24 protein-coding genes and 2 pseudogenes are annotated in these 20,653 nt (G+C 67.6%); 18 read left to right on the top strand and 8 right to left on the bottom strand.

Translation table 11 applies throughout. The features are described from left to right. Positions 1-187 precede the first annotated feature (187 nt). The 3 genes and pseudogenes from TPAU_RS15535 to TPAU_RS15530 all read right to left on the bottom strand — a co-directional run. Positions 188-1,042: pseudogene (locus TPAU_RS15535) on the bottom strand (bifunctional transcriptional activator/DNA repair enzyme AdaA); the annotation flags it as partial. Positions 1,043-1,110: 68 nt separating this feature from the next. Then, positions 1,111-1,242: a CstA-like transporter-associated (seleno)protein gene (locus TPAU_RS22460; protein ID WP_342612282.1), complete on the bottom strand. Its 132-nt coding sequence runs from the start codon at positions 1,240-1,242 to the stop codon at positions 1,111-1,113. Positions 1,243-1,271: 29 nt separating this feature from the next. Continuing rightward, positions 1,272-3,542 carry a carbon starvation CstA family protein gene (locus TPAU_RS15530; protein ID WP_013127702.1) on the bottom strand — a complete coding sequence of 757 codons (2,271 nt, stop codon included), beginning with the start codon at positions 3,540-3,542 and terminating at the stop codon, positions 1,272-1,274. A gap of 261 nt (positions 3,543-3,803) precedes the next feature. Between TPAU_RS15530 and TPAU_RS15525 the strand changes: the two genes are divergently transcribed. From TPAU_RS15525 to ychF, 5 genes are all read left to right on the top strand, one after another. Beyond that, positions 3,804-5,339: a sugar ABC transporter ATP-binding protein gene (locus TPAU_RS15525; RefSeq protein ID WP_013127701.1), complete on the top strand. Its 1,536-nt coding sequence runs from the start codon at positions 3,804-3,806 to the stop codon at positions 5,337-5,339. Continuing rightward, the gene (locus TPAU_RS23740) at positions 5,339-5,989 is read left to right on the top strand and encodes an ABC transporter permease (RefSeq protein WP_281054791.1); all 651 of its coding nucleotides are present in this window, start codon (positions 5,339-5,341) and stop codon (positions 5,987-5,989) included. Before TPAU_RS15525 ends, TPAU_RS23740 begins: the two co-directional genes overlap by 1 nt. Next, positions 5,886-6,344, top strand: coding sequence for an ABC transporter permease (locus tag TPAU_RS23735; RefSeq protein WP_281054805.1), 459 nt, complete (start codon positions 5,886-5,888; stop codon positions 6,342-6,344). The genes TPAU_RS23740 and TPAU_RS23735 overlap by 104 nt, the downstream gene beginning before the upstream one ends. 35 nt (positions 6,345-6,379) lie before the next feature. Then, the gene (locus tag TPAU_RS15515; protein ID WP_013127700.1) at positions 6,380-7,360 is read left to right on the top strand and encodes an ABC transporter substrate-binding protein; all 981 of its coding nucleotides are present in this window, start codon (positions 6,380-6,382) and stop codon (positions 7,358-7,360) included. An 83-nt stretch (positions 7,361-7,443) separates the two neighbouring features. Then, complete coding sequence (gene ychF / locus TPAU_RS15510; RefSeq protein WP_013127699.1) at positions 7,444-8,517, top strand: redox-regulated ATPase YchF; 1,074 nt, start codon at positions 7,444-7,446, stop codon at positions 8,515-8,517. A gap of 1 nt (position 8,518) precedes the next feature. Here ychF and TPAU_RS15505 read toward each other — a convergent pair whose 3' ends face one another. Then, a complete protein-coding gene (locus tag TPAU_RS15505; protein WP_115329887.1) occupies positions 8,519-9,127 on the bottom strand; it encodes a SanA/YdcF family protein in 609 nt (202 codons plus the stop codon). Positions 9,128-9,348: 221 nt separating this feature from the next. On the opposite strand from TPAU_RS15505, the gene TPAU_RS15500 reads away from it, so the two are divergent. From TPAU_RS15500 to TPAU_RS15470, 7 genes are all read left to right on the top strand, one after another. Beyond that, positions 9,349-10,824 (top strand): MDR family MFS transporter, encoded by a 1,476-nt coding sequence (locus TPAU_RS15500; protein ID WP_013127697.1) that lies wholly within the window; start codon positions 9,349-9,351, stop codon positions 10,822-10,824. A gap of 32 nt (positions 10,825-10,856) precedes the next feature. Then, the gene (locus TPAU_RS15495) at positions 10,857-11,690 is read left to right on the top strand and encodes a hypothetical protein (protein WP_013127696.1); all 834 of its coding nucleotides are present in this window, start codon (positions 10,857-10,859) and stop codon (positions 11,688-11,690) included. Between the two features lie 119 nt (positions 11,691-11,809). Continuing rightward, on the top strand, positions 11,810-12,244 hold the full coding sequence (locus TPAU_RS15490) for a VOC family protein (RefSeq protein WP_013127695.1): 435 nt from the start codon (positions 11,810-11,812) through the stop codon (positions 12,242-12,244). Between the two features lie 587 nt (positions 12,245-12,831). Further along, a complete protein-coding gene (locus tag TPAU_RS15485) occupies positions 12,832-13,179 on the top strand; it encodes a VOC family protein (protein ID WP_013127694.1) in 348 nt (115 codons plus the stop codon). A 4-nt stretch (positions 13,180-13,183) separates the two neighbouring features. After that, on the top strand, positions 13,184-13,630 hold the full coding sequence (locus TPAU_RS15480) for a YdeI/OmpD-associated family protein (protein ID WP_013127693.1): 447 nt from the start codon (positions 13,184-13,186) through the stop codon (positions 13,628-13,630). Further along, positions 13,627-14,085, top strand: a complete 459-nt coding sequence (locus TPAU_RS15475; RefSeq protein ID WP_013127692.1) for a peroxiredoxin — start codon at positions 13,627-13,629, stop codon at positions 14,083-14,085. The genes TPAU_RS15480 and TPAU_RS15475 overlap by 4 nt, the downstream gene beginning before the upstream one ends. 93 nt (positions 14,086-14,178) lie before the next feature. Further along, positions 14,179-14,532 (top strand): hypothetical protein, encoded by a 354-nt coding sequence (locus TPAU_RS15470; RefSeq protein WP_013127691.1) that lies wholly within the window; start codon positions 14,179-14,181, stop codon positions 14,530-14,532. A 2-nt stretch (positions 14,533-14,534) separates the two neighbouring features. Here the strand turns inward: TPAU_RS15470 and TPAU_RS15465 are convergent. Together TPAU_RS15465 and TPAU_RS15460 are read right to left on the bottom strand one after the other, a co-directional pair. Further along, positions 14,535-14,759, bottom strand: a pseudogene (locus tag TPAU_RS15465) (SDR family oxidoreductase); the annotation flags it as partial. Positions 14,760-14,827: 68 nt separating this feature from the next. Then, on the bottom strand, positions 14,828-15,460 hold the full coding sequence (locus TPAU_RS15460; RefSeq protein ID WP_013127690.1) for a DUF2461 domain-containing protein: 633 nt from the start codon (positions 15,458-15,460) through the stop codon (positions 14,828-14,830). A gap of 69 nt (positions 15,461-15,529) precedes the next feature. On the opposite strand from TPAU_RS15460, the gene TPAU_RS15455 reads away from it, so the two are divergent. Beyond that, complete coding sequence (locus tag TPAU_RS15455) at positions 15,530-15,970, top strand: acetyltransferase (RefSeq protein WP_013127689.1); 441 nt, start codon at positions 15,530-15,532, stop codon at positions 15,968-15,970. Here TPAU_RS15455 and TPAU_RS15450 read toward each other — a convergent pair. Further along, positions 15,967-16,401, bottom strand: coding sequence for a MarR family winged helix-turn-helix transcriptional regulator (locus TPAU_RS15450; protein ID WP_013127688.1), 435 nt, complete (start codon positions 16,399-16,401; stop codon positions 15,967-15,969). The genes TPAU_RS15455 and TPAU_RS15450 overlap by 4 nt on opposite strands. Before the next feature lie 91 nt (positions 16,402-16,492). Between TPAU_RS15450 and TPAU_RS15445 the strand changes: the two genes are divergently transcribed. The 4 genes from TPAU_RS15445 (at position 16,493) to TPAU_RS15430 (ending at position 19,526) form a co-directional block, all read left to right on the top strand. Then, on the top strand, positions 16,493-17,185 hold the full coding sequence (locus TPAU_RS15445) for a type 1 glutamine amidotransferase domain-containing protein (protein ID WP_013127687.1): 693 nt from the start codon (positions 16,493-16,495) through the stop codon (positions 17,183-17,185). Positions 17,186-17,336: 151 nt separating this feature from the next. Continuing rightward, entirely contained in the window at positions 17,337-17,651 is a 315-nt protein-coding gene (locus TPAU_RS15440) for a YciI family protein (protein WP_013127686.1), read from the top strand. Next, entirely contained in the window at positions 17,624-18,823 is a 1,200-nt protein-coding gene (locus tag TPAU_RS15435; RefSeq protein WP_013127685.1) for an RNA polymerase sigma factor, read from the top strand. The genes TPAU_RS15440 and TPAU_RS15435 overlap by 28 nt, the downstream gene beginning before the upstream one ends. A 73-nt stretch (positions 18,824-18,896) precedes the next feature. Next, the gene (locus TPAU_RS15430; protein WP_013127684.1) at positions 18,897-19,526 is read left to right on the top strand and encodes a maleylpyruvate isomerase family mycothiol-dependent enzyme; all 630 of its coding nucleotides are present in this window, start codon (positions 18,897-18,899) and stop codon (positions 19,524-19,526) included. 48 nt (positions 19,527-19,574) lie between these two features. On the opposite strand, the gene TPAU_RS15425 is transcribed toward TPAU_RS15430, so the two are convergent. Beyond that, positions 19,575-20,204, bottom strand: a complete 630-nt coding sequence (locus tag TPAU_RS15425; protein ID WP_013127683.1) for an NAD(P)H-dependent oxidoreductase — start codon at positions 20,202-20,204, stop codon at positions 19,575-19,577. A 10-nt stretch (positions 20,205-20,214) separates the two neighbouring features. Here TPAU_RS15425 and TPAU_RS15420 point away from each other — a divergent pair, with 10 nt between their 5' ends. Further along, positions 20,215-20,610 carry a MerR family transcriptional regulator gene (locus TPAU_RS15420; protein ID WP_049825868.1) on the top strand — a complete coding sequence of 132 codons (396 nt, stop codon included), beginning with the start codon at positions 20,215-20,217 and terminating at the stop codon, positions 20,608-20,610. Positions 20,611-20,653 lie beyond the last annotated feature (43 nt).

Raw genomic sequence — 20,653 nt, 5'->3', positions numbered from 1 at the left:
TCACCCAGCCGCAGCATTTCCCTAAGCAGCGGATCATCTTCGCAGCGGATCTCAATTAGCGGTCAAGGTGACCACAGGCGGGTGGGCGAACCGTTCTGGGCAAGCCGTAACTGTGGCAGAAGGAGGTAAGTCAATCCCACCCACCTGGGCCGTCCGGGAGTAGATCCCGGACAAGACCAACTTAGGGGTCGAGGAGGTGCCGTAGCCGGGTCACCGCCACCGACAGATCGCTCATCGTGGCCAGCACCAGGGTGGCGCGGACGAATCCGTCCGGGGCGGTGGACAGATCGATGGTGGCGATGCCGTGGCCGCCGGGCAGGTTGAGTACCCGGGTGTAGCGGTCACCGTCGGCGTGCTCGAGCCCGGGCACCGCGTGAGCAGTGAGGAACCAGCGCACCCAGCTCGCGGCGTACGGACCGCGGAGGGCCAGCCGCAAGGTGAGTTCGCCGGTTCCGGGCGGAGCGCCCCTGCCGGCTGCGCGCAGTTGCGACGGTGTGCGGGCGAAGACCTCCCGGATGGTGTCGTTGAACTGGCGGATCGAGGAGAAACCGGCAGCGAAAGCGATGTCGGAGAAGGACATCGCCGAGCCCTGGATGAGGATGCGGGCGGTGGTGGCGCGGTGCGCCCGGGCGAGCGCGAGCGGGCCGGCGCCGAGCTCGGCGGTGAGCACGCGGCTCAGTTGTCGGGGGCTGTATCCCAACCGCTCGGCGAGCCCGGGTACGCCGGCGCGGTCGACGGTGCCGTCGGCGATGAGTCGCATGGCCCGTGCGGCGAGGTCGGATTCGAGGTTCCACCGCGGTGATCCGGGCACGGCATCGGGGAGGCAGCGTCGGCACGCGCGGTAGCCCTCCGATTGGGCGGCGGCCGCGGTGAGGTGGAAGCTCACGTTCTCCCGCTTCGGTGTGGTGGCCGGGCAGGAGGGGCGGCAGTAGATGCCGGTGGTGGCGACGGCGGTGTAGAACTGCCCATCGAATCGAGCATCCCGGCCGGCGATCGCCCGGTAGCACCGGTCGAAGTCGAGGTGGGGCGAGCTGGTGTTCACGCCTTCGACTCTGGCAGCCCGCACGGGGACACGCTAGCGGGTTTCAGACACCACCGTGCTGTCGCTGCTCAGCAGCAACGGGCGGTCACCGTCGTCCCGTCGTGCCGGGCCTTCCAGTACTCCCGCTCGGTCATCACCGGTTCGTCAGGATGCGTCGCCCGGCGGTGCGCGAGGTACCTCTCGTAGTGGTTGTCACCCATCACGGAGGCGACGTACCAGCGGACCGCCTTCAGTGCCCGGACGACCGGGCGAGGCCTTGAGCGTCCCACTGCGCCTGCACCTCCTTCTCCGCGGGGGTCGGTATCAGGCCGCTCGGAGCGAACAGGTGACTGGGCACCGGCTCCTCCTCGGTGAGTGGGCGTCCGTTGCCGGTCACGGTGCGATAGATGGTCCAGGCGCCCATGATCACCACGATGAGCACCATGACGGCGAACACGATCGACAAAGTGCCCTGGATGAAGGTGTTGCGGACCACTGCGTCGATGGCCGCAGGGGTCTTCGCCGATCCGTAGGACTGCAGGCCCTGTTCGGCGGCGGCCTTGAAATTGCTGTGCTGCTTCCAATACCCGACCGCGGGATCGCCGCTGAAGATCTTCTGCCAGGAGGCGGTCATGGTGATGATGAGGTCCCACACGAGTGGTATCGCCGGTATCCACACCCACTTGTAGTAGCCCTTCTTGACCACCACCACGACCACCACGGTGAGCGCCATCGCGGCGAGCAGTTGGTTGGCGATGCCGAACAGCGGGAACAGCGTGTTGATGCCGCCCAGCGGATCGGTCACGCCCATCAGCAAGATGCTGCCCCAGGCGGCGACCACAAGGAGCGAGGCGGCCCAGGCGCCCACCCGCCAGCTGGGGTCCTTGAGCCGCTGGAACGGTCCGCCCAGGTTGCTCAGCGCGTCCGAGACCAGGAAGCGAGCCACGCGGGTACCGGCATCGACGGTGGTGAGGATGAACAGGGCCTCGAACATGATCGCGAAGTGGTACCAGAAAGACTTCATACCGGAGCCGCCGAACACCTGGTGCAAGACCTCCGACATGCCGAAGGCGAGGGTCGGTGCGCCGCCGGTGCGGGAGACGATCGATTCCTCGCCGATGTCCTTGGCGGCCTGGGAGAGTTCTTGGCCGGAGATCGGATCACCGCTGAGCCCCAGCGAATTGACGTAGGTGGCCGCGGTCTCCGCGGTACCGCCTGTCTTGGCGATCGGGGCGTTCATGGCGAAGTAGAAGTGCTGGTTGATGATCGATGCGGTGATCAGCGCCATGATCGCCACGAAGGACTCAGTGAGCATGCCGCCGTAGCCGATCAGCCGCATCTGGCCCTCCTTCTCCAGCAGCTTCGGTGTGGTGCCCGAACTGACCAGGGAGTGGAAACCGGAGAGGGCGCCGCAGGCGATGGTGATGAAGAGGAACGGAAAGAGCGATCCGGCGAACACCGGTCCGTCACCGCGGGTGGCGAAGTCGGAGACGGCGGGCGCCTCCATCATCGGCCGGGCGATGAGGATGCCGACGGCGAGCAAGACGATGGTGCCGACCTTCATGAACGTCGACAGGTAGTCGCGCGGCGCGAGCAGCAGCCACACCGGCAGTACCGAGGCGGCGAATCCGTAGATGATGATCGCCCAGCTCAGCTGGACCGGGGTCAGCGTGAACAGGTCTTTGCCCCAGCTGCTTTCGCCCACGTAGCGGCCGCCGATCACCGCCGCCAGCAGCAGGATGCAGCCGATCAGCGAGACCTCGGACACCCGGCCGGGCCGCAGGAACCGCAGGTACACACCCATGAACAGCGCGATGGGGATGGTCGCGGCGATGGAGAACACGCCCCACGGGCTGTGCCCGAGGGCCTGGACCACTACGAGGGCGAGCACAGCGATGAGAATCGTCATGATGGCGGCGATGCCGATGATCGCGGCGGCGCCTCCGATGGGGCCGAGCTCGTCACGGATCATCTGGCCGAGCGAGCGGCCCCGTCGCCGGGTGGCGACCCAGAGCACCAGGTAGTCCTGGACACAGCCCGCGACGAGTGCGCCCACGATAATCCAGATGGTGCCCGGTAGGTAGCCCATCTGTGCCGCGAGCACCGGGCCCACGAGCGGTCCGGCGCCGGCGATCGCAGCGAAATGGTGGCCGAACAGCACGCGCCGGTCGGTCGGGAGGTAGTCGGTGCCGTTCTCCAGCACTTCCGCGGGCGTCGCATGATCGTCGCGGGGGCGCACCACCTTCAGCTCGATCAGCCGGGCGTAGAAGCGGTATCCCACGACGTAGGTGCACACCGCGGCGAGGACGAACCACACGGCGTTGACCGATTCGCCGCGCGAGAGGGCGATGAACGCCCAAGCGACTGCGCCCAGGATCGCGACGGCGCCGAAGATCAGCTTGTGCCTCGTGGTGATCGGGCTGCGGTCGATGATCGCGACCGGCGGTTGGTCCGGGTTCGTGCGGACGTAGGTGATGTCGCCGTCGGTCTCCGTGGTCGACGGAGCTGTCGGAGCTGACACGAGGCCTCCAGTGGGGGAGTCGGGGTGGTGCTGCGCAAGGGTCATCGTTTCATCCGGGCGCTCCGGACGTCGCGGAATCGGTTGCCTTGAGTAGCCGGCCGCCGGCTCGGACCGGGGCTGCGCGTCCGGTTGATGGTGGTCCCCGAACATCAGATGTGTGTGCGGCTTCGACGCGTGATCGGCCATGTTTCTCCGCGTTCTACGCCCTATTGACACGCAAACATCCGATGTCTGCTGTGATCCAGCACACAGAGGAGTTGCATGTCCACCCTGACCGAAGAAGATGCGCCCCGTCGCATTCCCTTGATCCGGATGAGCGGCGTCACCAAGCGGTTCCCGGGCGTCGTCGCGCTCGACGGCGTCGACCTGGAGGTGTACCCGGGTGAGCGGGTGGCGCTCGTCGGCGAGAACGGTGCCGGCAAGTCCACACTGATGAAACTGCTCAGTGGTGTCGAGTCCCCGGACCAGGGGACGATCGAGATCGACGGTGCACCAGTGGAGTTGACTTCCCCCGCGCAGGCCCGATCGCTGGGGGTGAGCATCATCCATCAGGAGTTGGGGCTCGTTCCCGATCTCACCGTGGCGCAGAACATCTTCCTCGGCCGGGAGCGCACCCGGTTCGGCGTACTGGATCGCCGCGGCTGCGTTCGCGATACCTCCGCCCTGCTCGATCGCCTCGGCATGGTGATCGACCCCGACGCCCGGGTCCGCGACCTCACGGTCGGTAAACAGCAGATGGTCGAGATCGCCCGGGCGCTGTCCGAGGACGCGCGGCTGCTGATCCTCGACGAGCCGACCGCGGCGCTCAATGAGGCCGAGGTGCAGACGCTCTTCGAACTCATCGACCGGTTCGTCACCGACGCCACCGGCGTCATCTACATCTCGCACCGAATGGACGAGCTTGCGCGCATCTCGGACCGCATCGTCGTGCTGCGGGACGGCGTCTACGTCGGGCAACGTCCCACGGCGACCACGCCGATGCGGGAGATCATCGAAATGATGGTGGGCCGTGAGGTCGCCGATGAACAACGCCCGACGATCCCCGAGAAGCAGGGGGAGGTGGTGCTGAAAGTCGAGGGACTCTCCAGTAGCCATCCGCTGCACGACATCTCGTTCGAACTGCACCGCGGAGAGATCCTCGGGTTCGCGGGGCTGATGGGGGCCGGCCGCACTGAACTGGCCCGCGCGATCGTGGGCGCCGACCCGATCACCGCCGGCCGCATCGAGGTGGCCGGCACCGAGCGGAAGATCGACTCACCGGCGACTGCGGCGAAGTACGGCATCGGTTATCTCTCCGAGGATCGCAAGAGATTCGGCGCCGTGGTCGATCAGACGGTGCGCGACAACATCGCGCTGTCCTCGCTCGACGCGCACGCGACCCTCGGCGTGATCCGCGACCGTGAGCTGAGCACTCTGGCGACCGATATGGTCACCCGGCTCCGGATCAAGACGCCATCGATCCGGCAAGCGGTGCGCAACCTGTCCGGCGGGAATCAACAAAAGGTGATCATCGGCAAGTGGCTTGCGCGCGATTGCGACATCCTCATCGTCGACGAGCCGACCCGCGGTATCGACGTGGGCGCCAAAGACGAGATCTACCGGCTCCTGGAACATCTCGCGGCCTCGGGCAAAGCGATCATGGTGATCTCCAGCGACCTTCCCGAGGTACTGAGGCTCTCGCACCGCATCGCGGTGATGGGCGAGGGCCGCCTCGCCACCATTGTCGACAGTGACAACGCCACCCAGGAGACGATCATGCAGAACGCCACCCGATTCCATGAGACGGCGGTGAAGTGATGAGCACGACCACCGCGCCGCGCGCCACGGAGGATCAGCAGGGCGGGAGTATCGCCCTCGGCTGGGTCCGTGGACAGATGCAACAGTTCCTCGCTTTCGTCAGCCTCATCGTGATCGTGATCTTCTTCTCCTTCGCGAGCCCGAACTTCCTGACCGCCAGCAATCTGACTGGCATCCTCGTCGCCTCGGTGACGATCGGCTTGCTGGCGCTGGGCACCACCGCGGTGATCATCACCGGCGGCATCGACCTGTCGATCGGCACGGCGATGATCCTGTCCGGCGTCATGACGGGCGTTTTCCTGGTGCACTGGAACCTTCCCCTGTGGGTGGGGGTGATCGGCGGCGTCCTGTTCGGCGCCGTCATCGGGCTTGTGAACGGGCTCGTGGTCTCGTACCTCGGAATCCCGCCGTTCATTGCCACGCTGGCGATGATGCTCGTGACTATCGGTGCGTCCCTGGGTGATCTCGGGGACAGAGCCGATCCGGTTCACCAGTGTCCCCGGATTCAGCGATATCGCCAACACGTCGCTGGTCTCCGGCGCCCGCATCCCGATCAGCGTTGTACTGCTGGCGCTGATGGCCCTGATCGCGGGATTCGTCCTGACCAAGACCCGGATGGGCCGCTACGCGTATGCGATCGGCAGCAATGAGGAGGCCACCCGGCTCTCCGGTGTGAACGTGCGGTCCTGGAAGGTGGCCATCTACACCTTCTCCGGTGTCTTCGTCGGCCTCGCGGGTGTGCTGGCCGCTGCCCGGCTCAACTCCGCGCAGCCCACCGGCGGCCAGGGACTCGAACTGGAAGCGATCGCCGCGGTCGTGATCGGCGGCACGTCGCTCGCCGGCGGTCGCGGCACCATCACCGGCACGGTGATCGGGATCCTGATCATGAGCGTGCTCACCAACGGCCTGCGCATCATGTCGATCCCGCAGGAGTGGCAGTCCATCGCCGTGGGGGCCGTCATCCTCGTCGCCGTGTACATCGACATCGTCCGCAAGCGTCCCTGAGCCTCGTTCTGATCCACCTACCAAGGAGATTTCGCGTGTTCACACTGTCTTCCACGCCATTGCGGCGCATCGCCAGAGCGGCCACCGTCACCGTGGCCGCGGTCGCCACCGCCACGGCGCTCACCGCGTGTTCGAGCGGCGGCTCGTCGGGCAACGGCCAGATCGCGATCATCTCCAAGGGCTATCAGCATCAGTTCTGGAAGGCCGTGAACAAGGGCGCCGAGGAGTCGGCGAAGGAACTCGGCAAGACCATCACCTTCGAGGGGCCCGACAGCGAGACGCAGGTCGAGAAGCAGGTGCAATTGCTGCAGACCGCGCTCGATCGCAATCCCTCGGCTATCGCGATCGCCGCCCTCGATTCCTCTGCCGTCGCGCCGATCCTGCAGCAAGCCAAGGACAAGGGCATACCGGTGATCGCCTTCGACTCCGGTGTGGACAGCGATATCCCGGTGACGACGGCGTCCACGAACAACTTCGCGGCGGCGGGCGAGGCGGCCAAGCGGATGGTCGAGTTGATCGGCGGCAAGGGGGAGATCGGTGTCGTGGCGCACGACCAGACCTCGAAGACCGGTGTGGATCGCCGCGACGGATTCACCGACTGGATCAAGAAGAACGCGCCCGGAGTGAAGATCGTCGACGTCCAGTACGGCGGCGATCCCGCGAAGGCCGCCGATCTCACGTCGACGATGCTGGAGGCCTACCCGAATCTGGCCGGGCTGTACGGCACCAATGAGGGAGCGGCGACCGGCGTGGTGAACGCCGCGCAGCGCAGTGGAAAGAAGAACATCACGATCGTCGGGTTCGATTCCGGTGCGGCCCAGATCGACGCGATCAAGTCGGGCCTGATGGCCGGGGCGATCACCCAGAACCCCTTGGGCATCGGGAGGGAGACGGTGGCAGCGGCGGTGAAGGCGATCAATAAGGAGAGCCTGCCGAAGACCATCGACACCGGCTACTACTGGTACGACAAGACGAACATCGACGATCCGAAGATCTCGGGCAGCCTCTACCGGTGAGGGTGGCGGCGCCCCGGCGGCGCGGATGCGGGTTGTCCGCGCCGCCGCGGGAGTGCCGAGGTCGGCACGTAGAATGAGGCCCCGTGAGCCTTACCCTCGGAATCGTCGGACTGCCCAACGTCGGCAAGTCCACCCTGTTCAACGCCCTCACCAACAGTGAGGTGGAGGCGGCGAACTACCCGTTCGCCACCATCGAGCCGAACGTCGGCGTGGTGAACCTGCCCGACCCGCGCCTGGACCGCCTGGCCGAGATCTTCTCCTCGGAACGGATCCTCCCGGCAACGGTGTCGTTCGTCGATATCGCCGGCATCGTCAAGGGTGCCTCCGAGGGCGAGGGCATGGGCAACCAGTTCCTCTCCAACATCCGCGAGGCCGACGCGATCTGCCAGGTGGTGCGCGTGTTCTCCGATGAGGACGTGGTGCACGTGGCGGGCAAGGTCGATCCGCTCGCCGATATCGACACCGTGGCCACCGAGCTGATCCTCGCGGATCTCCAGACGCTGGAGAAGGCGCTGCCGCGGCTGGAGAAGGAGGCGCGCAAGAACAAGGAGGTCGCCGAGACGCTGGAGGCCGCGAAGGCCGCGCAGCTCGTGCTCGAGGACGGCAAGACCCTGTTCGCCGCCGGTTTCGACACCACGCCGATCCGCGAGCTGCACCTGATGACCGCCAAGCCCTTCCTGTACGTCTTCAACTCCGACGAGGGCGTGCTCACCGATGCCGCTAAGCGGGCCGAACTGGCCGCCGCGGTGGCGCCCGCCGATTCGGTGTTCCTCGACGCGAAGATCGAGTCAGAGCTGTTGGAGCTCGATCCCGAGGATCAGGCTGAGATGTTGGAGTCCATCGGCCAGGACGAGCCGGGCCTGGATTCGCTGGCGCGCGCCGGTTTCCACACCCTGGGCCTGCAGACCTACCTCACCGCCGGCCCCAAGGAGTCGCGCGCCTGGACCATCCGCAAGGGCGACACCGCCCCCAAGGCCGCCGGCGTGATCCACACCGATTTCGAGAAGGGCTTCATCAAGGCGGAGATCGTCTCCTTCGCCGACCTCGACGCGAACGGCACCATGGCCGCCGCCAAGGCCGCCGGCAAGGTCCGGATGGAGGGCAAGGACTACGTCATGGCCGACGGTGACGTAGTGGAGTTCCGCTTCAACGTGTAGTTCAACGATCGCTGGTCTGCGGGCCGGGATCGCGGAGGACGTCGAGCGCGGCTTTCGGGCGCGACAGTCCGATCTCTCGAACCCAGTTCCGCACCGTCAGGTAGACCCCGGCGTCCGAATCCGCCTCGATACCCGCGGCATCGATGCCCTCTGCGCGACACAATGCGACCGCGCGCCGCAGATGGAAGTCTTGCGTCACGAGAATCGCCGAGTCGATTCCGAACACCGTCCTGGCGCGGGCGCAGGTGTTGTAGGTCGTCACGCCGAAGCGGTCGTCGGTGATCTTCCCTGGATCCACGCCGTGCTGGATCAAGTAGGTGCGCATCGCGGCGACCTCGTCGCCCTTCGTCGATGCGGCGTGCCCCGACACCAGTGCGCGTCGGGCGCGGTTCTCGCGCAGAACAGCGAGCGCGGTGTCGAGGCGTTCCCGCAGGTACACCGACGGCTCTCCATCGACCACGCGATCGCCCAACACGATCACCCAGTCGCGGGAGGCGTTCTGATCGATCCGCGAACGGCTCTCCCACTGCACCCACGTACTGGATGCCGCGACGATGACGATGAGCACGATCACTACGTACCGAATCGACCGGCGCAGTATTGCGAACACCGGACCGAGCGTACCGATCTCCGTGGGGAGGCTCCTCCCGATGCGCCGTCGCGAAACCGGCGAAATCTCGGCTGCGGAGCTCGTATCCACTGGTAGGCGCGCCGAACGCCGGTTTCTCAACCGCGGCGCCGAGGGTGATGTCGAAAAACCTGTCAGGCGTTCGTCGTAGGTATAACGGCGACGATCCCGAGTCGTCGGAAAACGACTATGAGGAACACACCATGACCACGCACACTGATCCCATGGACCATCCCCCCACCGACCTGACGAAGCCCGTCGACGAACGGACCGAGCAGGCCGGGCGCACGCCGCTGGTGATCAAACTGCTGGTCGCAGCCACGTTCGTGGTGATCCTCAACGAGACGATCATGATCAACGCGATCCCGCGGCTGATGACCGACTTCCACATCGACGCCCGCGCGGCGCAGTGGCTCTCCACCGTCTTCATGCTCACCATGGCCGCGGTGATCCCGGTGACCGGTTGGTTCCTGCAGCGCGTCAGCACGCGCACGGCGTACGCGGTGGCCATGGCCACGTTCAGCGCCGGAACCGCGCTCGCCGCGGTCGCGCCGACGTTCGAGGTGCTGCTCGCGGCCCGCGTGGTGCAGGCGGGCGGTACCGCGGTGATGATGCCGCTGCTCATGACCACCCTGATGACCGTGGTCCCGGAGAGCGACCGCGGCCGCGTGATGGGGCAGGTCACGCTGGCCATGTCGTGCGCGCCGGCGCTGGGGCCGGCGGTGTCCGGTGTGATTCTGCACTTCGGCTCGTGGCGGCTGATCTTCGCTTTCGTCCTGCCCATCGCTGTGCTCGTCGGCATCGCCGGGATGCGGCAGTTGGAGAACGTCGGCGAGACCGAGAGCACGCCGGTCAGCTGGCTCAGCGTCGCGCTCGCTGCGGGCGGCTTCGGCAGCCTCGTCTACGGGCTCAGCGAGATCGGCACCGGCGGTTGGACCGGGCCGGTCCTCACGGTGCTCGCGGGCGTCCTGCTCATCGCCGCCTTCGCCGCGTACCAGGTGCGCCTGCAGCAGCGCGAGATGCCGCTGCTGGACCTGCGCACCCTGGGCCATCGCACCTACGCGGTGTCCCTGCTGCTCATGACCGCCGCGTTCATGGCGTTCCTCGGCTCGATGATCCTGCTGCCCCTGTACCTGCAGGACCTCCGCGGCCTGTCCGAGTTGCAGACCGGTCTCCTGGTGATGCCGGGTGGACTGGCGATGGGGCTGCTCGGCCCGCAGGTCGGCAAGATCTACGACAGGGTCGGTGCGCGACCGTTGGTGATTCCCGGCTCGATCGGCATCGTCATCGCCCTCGCCGCGCTCAGCCGGATCAGCTCGACCACTCCCTACCCGGTCATCGTCGCCATCCACATGGCGCTCATGGCCTGCCTGGCTGCGGTGTTCACCCCGGTCTTCACCGTGGGACTCGGCGACCTCCCGGAGCACCTGTATTCGCACGGTTCCTCGTTGCTCGGCACGCTCCAGCAGGTGGCGGGGGCGATCGGCACGGCGGCGCTCATCGTGGTCATGTCGAATCGCACCGCACAGCTCACCGAAGCGGGCGCCTCCCAGCCGGAGGCCTTCGTCGGCGGCTTGCAGTGGGCCTTCGTGGCCGCAGCGCTCATCGGTGTGGTGGTGGTCGCCGCCGCGCTCCTCCTCCCCTCCCGGGTCCATGGGGCCGCCACCTCCGGTCATTAGCGGCGCACAGCGGGTGGGGCTACGCTGCGGACATGCTTCTGCACGCCGCACCGCAGCGTCGTCTCGGTGCGGCACCCGGCGAGGCGGCACTCCGAATCGCCCCCATCGACGCAGCGAACGAGTACTCGGATCGGACTCTGTTTCATCGATCGAATCCGGTCTTCGGATTGTCGTTCTGGTGCGGCACCTGTCCGTTCCTGTTCGAGCGCACCGCGGATGAGACCACGCCGATTACGATTGGGCCCGAACCACTGGCGGCCTTGGAACGCGGACTCGACAGTGTTTCCGACGAGGTGATCGACGCATTCGCTCCGCTACTGCCAATCGGCGATTACGTCCCGCTGCTAATCGAGGTCCACCCTGAACTAGTCGACCCGCGAGCGGATCGCGACTACTTCACCCATGAGCAGCTGGATACCTGGGCGACGTACAGCCTCTGGGGAGGTCGCCCGCACGATCCGCGGTGTTCCTACTACCGGACCTACGAGACCGCGATCGACCCCGAGGCGCACCTCTACGAATTCGCGGTCCCCATGGTTCCTCCCGCGTGGAACGACGAGCCGCGAGTTCGGCATTATCTCGACCTTCTCGCCGAGGGGACGACGCCGACCGCGGTAGCGTTGTCGATCCTCGACGTGCGCCAGCCGGCGGTGGAGTACGACGGTTCCGACTATTACTCCCATTGGGCGCTCACCCATTATCTCCTCGACGGACATCACAAGTTCGAGGCGGCGGTGCGGGCCGGTGCGGCGGTGCGGGTGCTCACGCTGGTCACCGTCGACGAGAGCGGTGCGACGCCGCAGGAGGTGGCCCGGCTCGGCGAACTACTCGCACGGCCGCGATCGCAGAGACTGGCCCGGCATTGATCCTCTCGCTTCCGGCAATAGCATCCACCTCCGCGCCGCGGTGGCGGATGCCGATATCGGAGGGGAGAAGGCGCGGAAATAGGTCGTGAACTGACCGCCTCGCTGGCTATGGTTGCCGCATGGCTGAGGTCAGGCAGATTCAGGTGACGTTCGACTGCGCGGATCCGAAAAAGGTCGCGCTGTTCTGGTGTGAGGTTCTGGGATACGTTGTGCCGCCGCCACCTCCGGGGTTCGACTCGTGGGACGCCTTCGAGCAGACGCTGCCGCCCGGGCAACACGGCTCCGTGTTCGCCTGCGTCGATCCCCACGGGGTCGGCCCGCGTCTGTTCTTCCAGCGGGTGCCCGAGGGCAAGGTGGTGAAGAACCGTGTGCACCTGGACGTGCGCGTGGGCACCGGCCTCGTCGGTGCCGAGCGCCTGGCCGCTCTCGAAGCCGAATGCGCGCGTCTCATCCCACTCGGCGCCACGCGTTTCGAGCTCCTCGAAGCCGACGGGGTGAACGAGTCCTGCCTCGTCATGCAGGACATCGAGGGCAATGAGTTCTGCCTCGACTGACGGCCCCGCGCGGGTCCTCGTCGTCGGCTGCTCCGGTGCCGGGAAGTCAACCCTCGCGGCGCGGCTCGCCCGCACTCTGGCCGTTCCGCACATCGAACTCGATGCGCTGCACTGGGGTCCGAATTGGACCTCCCTCGGTGAGGCGGAGTTCCGTGACGCCGCGAGCCGTGTGACCGCCGCCGGCGGCTGGGTGGTCGATGGGAACTACCACGGCAAGCTGGGCACCCTGGTGTGGGATCGTGCCGACGAGGTCGTCTGGATCGACCCACCGCGCTGGCGGGTGATGTGGCGGGTGTGCCGGCGCACCGTCAGTCGGGTGCTGCGGCGCGAGCAGCTGTGGAACGGCAACCGGGAGTCGATCGCCGGATTGTTCTTCTGGCGAGGTGACGACACGGTCCTCGGCTGGGCCTGGAACTCCCATCCCCGTGTCCGCGCCCGATACGCGGCAGCGGCCCGCATCCACGGTCCGAAGATCCGCCGCCTCCGCACGCGCGGCGCCGTCGACCGGTTCCTCGCGGAGCGAGCGTGCCGTTCCCGCCCGCGACCGACGCTGCAACCGGATACTGGGACCGGTGAGAGGAGTAGTCGTGGATCTGTTCGCCCGTATCGCCGTGAGCAACCTGTCCGAGTCGATCGCCTGGGGCGACAAGCTCTTCGGACCGGTCGAGACCTTCGCACCGAACGACACCGAACACGTTTGGACGCTCGCCGAGCACTGCCATGTCTACGCCGAAGTGCTGCCTGTGCACGCCGGTCACAGCTCGGTGGCGCTGTTCGTCGACGATCTGGATGGCTTCCTCGCCGCCGCCGCAGACCGCGGTCTCCGGCCGGATTCGCAGGAGGTGTACGACAACGGCGTGCGGAAGACGATCTTCCGCGACCCCGATGGCAACGAGTTCGGTGTGGGCGGCGGACCGTCGGATCAGGGAGCATGACGACATGTCCCTCACCGTGCACACCACTCTCGAACCCACCGGACCGGCCACCGCCATCGTGCTCACCGAAGCCCAGGTCGACGAGCTCGGTGGCGGTAAGCGAGCAGCGGTCCGAGTCACCATCGGCGAACGCTCCGCACGGCTGCGCCTGGCATCGATGGGCGGCTGTTTCATGATCGGGATGTCGAAGGCCGCACGGAAGGAGCTCGCGGTCGAGATCGGCGACACCGTCGATGCGACCATCGAGCTCGACGATGCCGAGCGCACCGTCGACCTTCCCGAGGACCTCGCCGCTGCGCTCAACGCCGACCCGGCGGTGCGCGCCGCCTTCGACGCCCTCAGTTACACCAAGCGCAAGGAGTACGCCCGGGGTGTGGCGGAGGCCAAGCGTGTCGAGACCCGCGAGCGGCGGGTAGCGGCCGTGGTCGACGCGCTAGCGTTGGGGACATGAAACCCGGAGACAAGGCCCCCGAGTTCGAGCTATCCGATCAGCTCGGCCACCCGCGCAAGCTCAGCGACCTGCTGGCCGATGGCCCCGTCGCGCTGTTCTTCTACCCCGCGGCGTTCACGCCCGGCTGCACCAAGGAGGCGTGCCACTTCCGCAACCTGGCGGCGGAGTTCGCCGAGGCCGGCGTGCAGCGCATCGGCATCAGCCGCGACGCAGTGGCGAAGCAGCAGGAATGGGCCGCGAAGCACGAGCTCGGCTACCCGCTGCTCTCCGACGCCGACGGCGCCGTGGCATCGGCCTACGGCGTGCGCCGCGATGGCCTGCTCAAGCTCGCCGGTATGCCCACCAAGCGCACCACGTTCGCTATCCGGGCCGATGGCACCGTCGCCGATGTGATCGCCTCCGAGGTGAACATGCAGGTCCACGCCGACCGGGCGCTCGCCGCGCTGCGGAACTGACCTCGCCGTCTGCTCACGGCTGATCGGCACTGGCCGAGACGGCCTCCGGCGTGGACACTGGAATGAGAGAGCAAACGAACCAGGGAGTCCACCATGGCAGGGAACGAGAATCCGTTCGGATTCGGACCGGGCGAGTTCGACGATATCGCCCGGGAGGCCCGCGACATGCTGGGCCGGATCGTCGGCGGTGCCGCAGGCGGTCGCGATGTCTTCGGAAGCCTCTTCGACGAGGCAGGCCGCCGCACGCGACGCGAGCCCGAGACGGCGGGGGAGGCGGGCGACGGCGTGTGGGCCATCATCGCCACCGCCGACGACGGTGGCGCCCGCGTCGAGCAGGTCTTCAAGACCGAGATCGAGGCGCTGCGCGCGCATCAGCACAACACCGACGCCACGCGGAAGGTCCGCTTCCTGCCCTACGGCATCGCCGTCAGCGCCCTCGACGACTGAGCTCAGAAGCGGTGGTAACCGCCGTCGATCACGAGGTGGTCGCCGTTGTGATAGCTGCGGGCCCGCGACAGGAGATGGACGGCGATGCCCGCGAAGTCGGCAGGATCGCCGAAGCGGCGCACCGGAACCCGTGACGACACCGCTGAAGCGAGCCGGCTGTTGCCGAGTGATGCGGCGGTCATTTCGGTCTCGATCCAACCCGGCATGATCGCATTGGCCGTGACGCCGTACCGCGCGTGCTTTGTCGGAGATGTCGCAGGTGAGCAGCAGGTCGCCGGTCATCGTGCCTCCAGGGTCAGCGGTCCCCGTGCTCGACGAGCCAGTCGAGGAGAGGTGCGCTCTCGCGCCAGTGCTTGCGGATCTGCGCGACCAGCTTGTGTGAATGGATGATCTCGCCGAATCCGTAGTCGCGCATGGCGGTCAGCGATTTGTGGCGGAGCAGTTCGATCCGGGGATGATCGGCGTCCCACCCGCGCGGTGCCGTCTTGAGCGTGTCGCCGCCGATCTCCCAGCCCTTGCGGCCCAGCTTCGCGACGATCTGCTCCAGTTCGGGCCCGTACCGCTCGTGGTCGATGGCCTTGCGGAAGGCGGCGAGGCGGGTGGGACTGGCGTCGTAGAATCCGGCGCCCACCCGCACGCCCGGCGCTCCAATCTGCACGTAGTAACCGGTTGCCGGGCCCACCGCGATGAACGCACCCTGATGTGTCTTGTAGGGCGTCTTATCCTTGGAGAAGCGCACGTCACGATACGGCCGGAAGATCTTGGCGGTCCCGAACTCGTCTGCCAGCTCCTCGGTCAACGCGGTCATCGGCTCGGCGACGGCCGACCGGTAGGTGTCCTTGTGCGCCTCCCAGAACACCTTCGAATTGTCCGCCTCGAGGTCGTCGTAGAAGTCCAGCGCCGCCTCGGGGAATCCGGTGAAGCTCATGTCGCGACAGTACCGCCGGCAAGGAAATCCGATCGCATCAGCCGCGACGGATCGGGCACAATCCCACTCGTGATCGAGCTGCGCGAAGCCTCCGGCCCCGACGAGTACCCACGACTCGTGCGGATATGGCGCAGTGCCGTCGATGCGACACACCACTTCCTCGCCGATGCCGACCGGGACAGGATCGAGCGCGATCTGGCGGGGGTGTACTTCCCGCAGGTGCGGCTCACCGTCGCCGATCTCGACGGCCACTCGGTGGGGTTCGCAGGCACCGCCGGGGGTGATCTGGTGATGCTCTTCGTCGACGCCGCCGCCCGCGGAAGGGGAATCGGTTCCGCTCTGGTGGACCACGTCCTCGCCGAGCAGGGCGTGCGCACCGTCGACGTCAACGAACAGAACGACCAGGCCGTGGGCTTCTACGCCCGCAAGGGCTTCGTCATCACCGGGCGAAGCGAGACCGACGGCGAGGGCCGTCCGTACCCACTGCTCCACCTCGCGATCGAGGCCTAACCGTCACGGGAGGTGCGCGCGACGATCGCCACGGCGCGCCGCAAGGCCTGGGCGTCATCGGGGGAGAGCGGACCCAGCAGTCGCGCCTCGGCCGCCCCCACGGCCGCGCTCACATCGGACAACGCAGCGAGGCCTGCTGCCGTGGGCACCACACGCCGCGTCCGACGATCGGTCGGTGAGGGCTCGCGGGTCACCAGTCCGGCGGCCACGAGATCGTCCACCACGTAGGGCATGACGGATTTGTCGATCATCAGGTATTCGGCGAGCGCCAACTGCGTCGGCAGATCGTAGGTCGCCGCCGCGTACAGCGTCTGATAGCCGCGCACCCCGCGGGGCAGCCGTTCCAGGATCGGCGCCACCTCGTCGGCGTACGCCTTATTGAGCACTCCGAGCGACCACCCGAAGTCGCAGGTCTCCTCATGTTCCGCCACCGACCGATTGTATCAACGCTTCACATATTAATTGCAGAACAACTGATATGTGATACGTTTGAGTTGTCGTGCAAACAATAAGGAGTGGAACATGAGCAACATCCTGGTCGTCACCACCAGTGTGCCGTCGTACCGCGTGAGCGGGCGCCGCACCGGCCTCTGGCTCGGCGAGTTGACGCACTTCGTTGACGCCGTCGAGGCTGCGGGTCACACCACCACCATCGCCAGCATCGACGGCGGCTTCGTTCCGATCGATCCCGAATCGCTCGGCCACGAGGTGCTCGCGCAGGGCGGTACCCGCGCCCGGTACGACGATCCCGCATTCATGGCGCGCATTGCGAATACTCCTTCGCTCAACGACATCGACGCCTCCGACTTCGACGCGATCTACCTCACCGGCGGCCACGGCGTCATGTTCGACTTCCCCGACGACGCGCGCCTGGCCACCCTGCTCCGCGAGTTCGACGAGGCGGGAAAGGTCGTGTCCGCCGTCTGCCACGGCACCGCCGGTCTGCTCGGCGCCACCAAGGCCGACGGTGCGCCGCTCATCGCAGGCCGCCGCATCTCCGGCTTCTCCTGGAACGAAGAGGTCCTGGCCGGGCTCGACGCCATCGTCCCGTTCAATCTGGAGGAGCGGATCGCCGAGCGCGGTGCGACCTACATCGAGGCCGACGAGGCCTGGGCTCCGTTCGCCGTGACCGACGGGAACGTCGTGACCGGGCAGAATCCCGCGAGTGCTCACCCGGTTGCGCAGGGCGTCCTGACGCTGCTCGACAAGAAGTAGCGCACAGCTGTCGATTCCTCCGCACGTCGATCGTCATCACTGTGCCCCACCCTGGGGCAGAGTGGACATCAGGAGGAACCATGCACTACGCACTACTGCTCAACAACGCCGAGCCCACCGACGGGACATCCCTACCGAGGCGCTACTGCAGATGCAGCAGGCCATGGCCGACTACACCGCCGCGCTGCACGCCGCAGGCGTCTTCGTCGGCGCCGAGATCATGGAGCCGGTTGCGCGGACCGTCACCGTCACCCGCCGCGAAGGCGATCTGCGGATCCAGGACGGCCCGTTCGCCGACACCCGCGAGGTGCTCGCCGGTGTCTTCATCCTCGACGTGCCGGATCAGGACGCCGCGATCGCCTGGGCGCAGAAGCACCCGGCCACCCAGTACGCCGTGATCGAAGTCCGGAAGGTCGCCGCGGCCTGCGAGGACGGCGTGTGGAACGCCGCGGCCTGCACGGACTGATGGATGCCGGCGCGACGGTGCGGGCGGAGAACGCCGCCCGCACCTCGTACGGTCGACTGCTGGCCCTGCTCGCGGCCCGCACCCACGACCTCGCCGCCGCGGAGGATGCGCTCGCCGACGCCTTCGAGCGCGCCCTCACGCGGTGGCCGGTCGACGGGGTGCCCGACGATCCCGACGCCTGGCTGCTCACCGTCGCACGCAACCGCCAGCGCGACCACTGGAAGTCGGCGGCGCAGCGCAGCACCGTCCCGCTCGATGACGTGCACGACGGCCCCGCTCTGCCGGACCAGCCCGACCAGCGCTTCGAGCTACTCCTCGTGTGCGCCCACCCCGACGTCGCCGACGCCGCCGTGCCGCTCATGCTCAACACCGTGCTCGGCTTCACCGCTGAACAGATCGGCCGCGCATTCCTCATCCCCACCGCCACCATGGCTGCGCGACTGACCCGCGCCAAGAAGCGGATCCAGCGCGACCAGGTGCCCTTCACGATCCCCGAGGGCGCGGAGGTCGGCGCCAGGATCGACGCGGTCCTCGAGGCCGTGTACGGCGCGTACAGCCTTCAGTGGCCCACGCCGCCGCGCGAGAGACACGCTCTTCTGCTCGGCCTCGTCGAGACGATCACCGATACCGCACCCACCGTCGCCGAAGCCCACGGTCTCGCGGCGACGCTGTACCTGAGCAGCGCCCGGCTCCCCGCACGGCTCGCGGGCGACGGTGGTTTCGTTCCACTGCCGCAACAGGATCCGCGTCGTTGGGACCGAGATCTCATCGCCCTCGGACACCGTCACCTGCGCGCGGCGCACGCACTGGGCACCGTTGGACGATTCCAGCTCGAGGCTGCTATCGGCGCCGTGCACTGTGCCCGGGCACCCGGCGCGGCACCGGATTGGCGCACGCTGCACGGGCTGTACGGCTCGCTGCAGGCGATCGCACCGACCCGCGGTGGGGCCGTCGCGCTCGCCGCGGTCACCGGTGAGCTCGACGGTGCCGAGGCCGGCTTGGCCGCGCTCGACGCGATACCGGATACCGAACGGCTGCAATCGGCCTGGGCGTTGCGGGCCCACCTCTTACGCCGCCTCGGTGACCCGCGCGCGGAATCCGCGTACGACAAGGCGATCTCACTGACCACAGATCCCGGCGAGCGGGCGTACCTCGCCGCGCGGCGCGGGTAGCTCGCCGGTACTGCGCCGCCGCGCGGCGATCCGCACTAGGGTGGGGTTCGCGCCGCACCAGCAAGGGAGCCCTATGTCCGACGTCTGGCCCATGGTGCACGCCGAACGGCGCGCACTCATCGACTTCCTCTCCACCGTCGACGAATCCCGCTGGGACACCCCGTCGCTCTGCCCGGGGTGGAGCGTGCGCGATGTGACGGCACACCAGATCTCCACCGCGAAGACCACCCGACTCGGCTTCGTGCGCGGGATGATCACGGCTCGATTCGACTTCGACCGAGACAATCTGAACGGTGTCGAGCGGGAGCGCGGTACCGCCGCGCAGATGCTCGCCGCCTTCCGTGCGGTGGCGGACGCGACCGCCACCCCGCCCGCACCGCTCGATACGCGGCTGGTCGAGGCGATCGTGCACGGTGAGGACATCCGACGGCCCCTCGGTGCGATCGGCGACTACCCCCTCTGGGCCGTCATTCGCGCGCTGCGACTGCAGGCCCGCACCAGCACGGCGATGGGCGGTGCCAAACAACACCTCACGGGCCTGCGCCTCGTCGCCGACGATTCGGATCTCGTGTTCGGCGACGGTGCGGAGGTCGCCGGACACACGCTGGCGCTGCTGCTCGCAGTGAGCGGCCGCACCATCGCCCTGGCCGAGCTGACCGGTTCCGGTCTCGCCGAGCTCTCCTCTCGCGTCGGGCGGCAATGATTCAGCGCCGCGATTTCGACGGTGCGCAACGAGGTCGCCAGCGGTGACTCAGGCGGCGTCGTCGGTGCGCCCTGCGCGGCGTGCGATCGCCGCGGCGCGCGATCGCGCAGTCGCATCGCGGGCGGCGTGCGCGGCGGCATCGGTGGACTCGCCGTCGTACAGCAGCACCAGCTCGGAATCCGCTGCGCCCATGTAGCCGGCCAGGCCGTCCACAAGCTGGGCGTGCATCCCGGCCTCGTATCCGTGCTTGGTGTAGGTGGCCTCGTTCGTGGCTCCGATTCCGAAGAAGTACAGGCGCTTCGGTGCCGACAGGGCAGTGCCCGCGCCGGTATCGTCGTATGCCCAGCCACGGGTGAAGACCCGGTCGATCCACCCCTTGAGTGCGCCGGGCAGGGTCCACCAGTACACCGGGAAGACGATCGCCACCGCGTCGTAGCGCTCGAGTCTGCGCTGTTCGGACCGGACGTCGGGCGGGAGTCCGGCGGCACCGTCGCGATAGGCGGCAAGATCGGCCGCGGCGAACCGTGGGTCGAAGGCGAGGACGTCGTGCGCGTCGACCGCGAAACCGCCGTCACGGAAACCGTCCGCGACGGCCCGCGCAGCGCGCCCCGTCACGGAACCGGGGTCGGGATGTGCCGTGACGATGAGAGTGCGGAATCGGTCGGGTGTTTCAGTCATACTGACAAGCATGAACTCTGACATCAGTGTCATAGTCAAGGCCGGGCTCAAGATGCGTGATCTGTGCGCCCGGACCGGGGCGACGCCGCGGATGATCCGGCACTACGAGGCCACCGGCATCCTCGCGCCGGGTCGCGAGGCCAACGGCTACCGCGTGTTCACCGAGACCGATGTGCGGACCGTCAACGATGCCCGCTGTCTCATCGAGGCCGGCCTGTCGGCGGCGGAGACGGCCGAACTCGTCGGCATCGTGTGCGGTGAGGCACCGGCGTCGGCCGACGAGGTGGATGCGGCGCTGGCCACGATCCGCGAACGCCGCGGTGTGCTGGACGCCCGGATCCGCGAGTTGAACGCGGCGCGCCGCAAACTCGACGAGCTGCGCGACTACGTGCAGGACAATCGCTGACGTCGCAGCCGTTCATCGCGCGGACCCTCGGCAAGCCTCGATC

This window comes from Tsukamurella paurometabola DSM 20162 (genome assembly GCF_000092225.1).
Classification (GTDB): Bacteria; Actinomycetota; Actinomycetes; order Mycobacteriales; family Mycobacteriaceae; genus Tsukamurella; species Tsukamurella paurometabola.
Note: the sequence above shows the minus strand (reverse complement) of the source record. Positions and strands in the feature narration are given on the sequence as shown.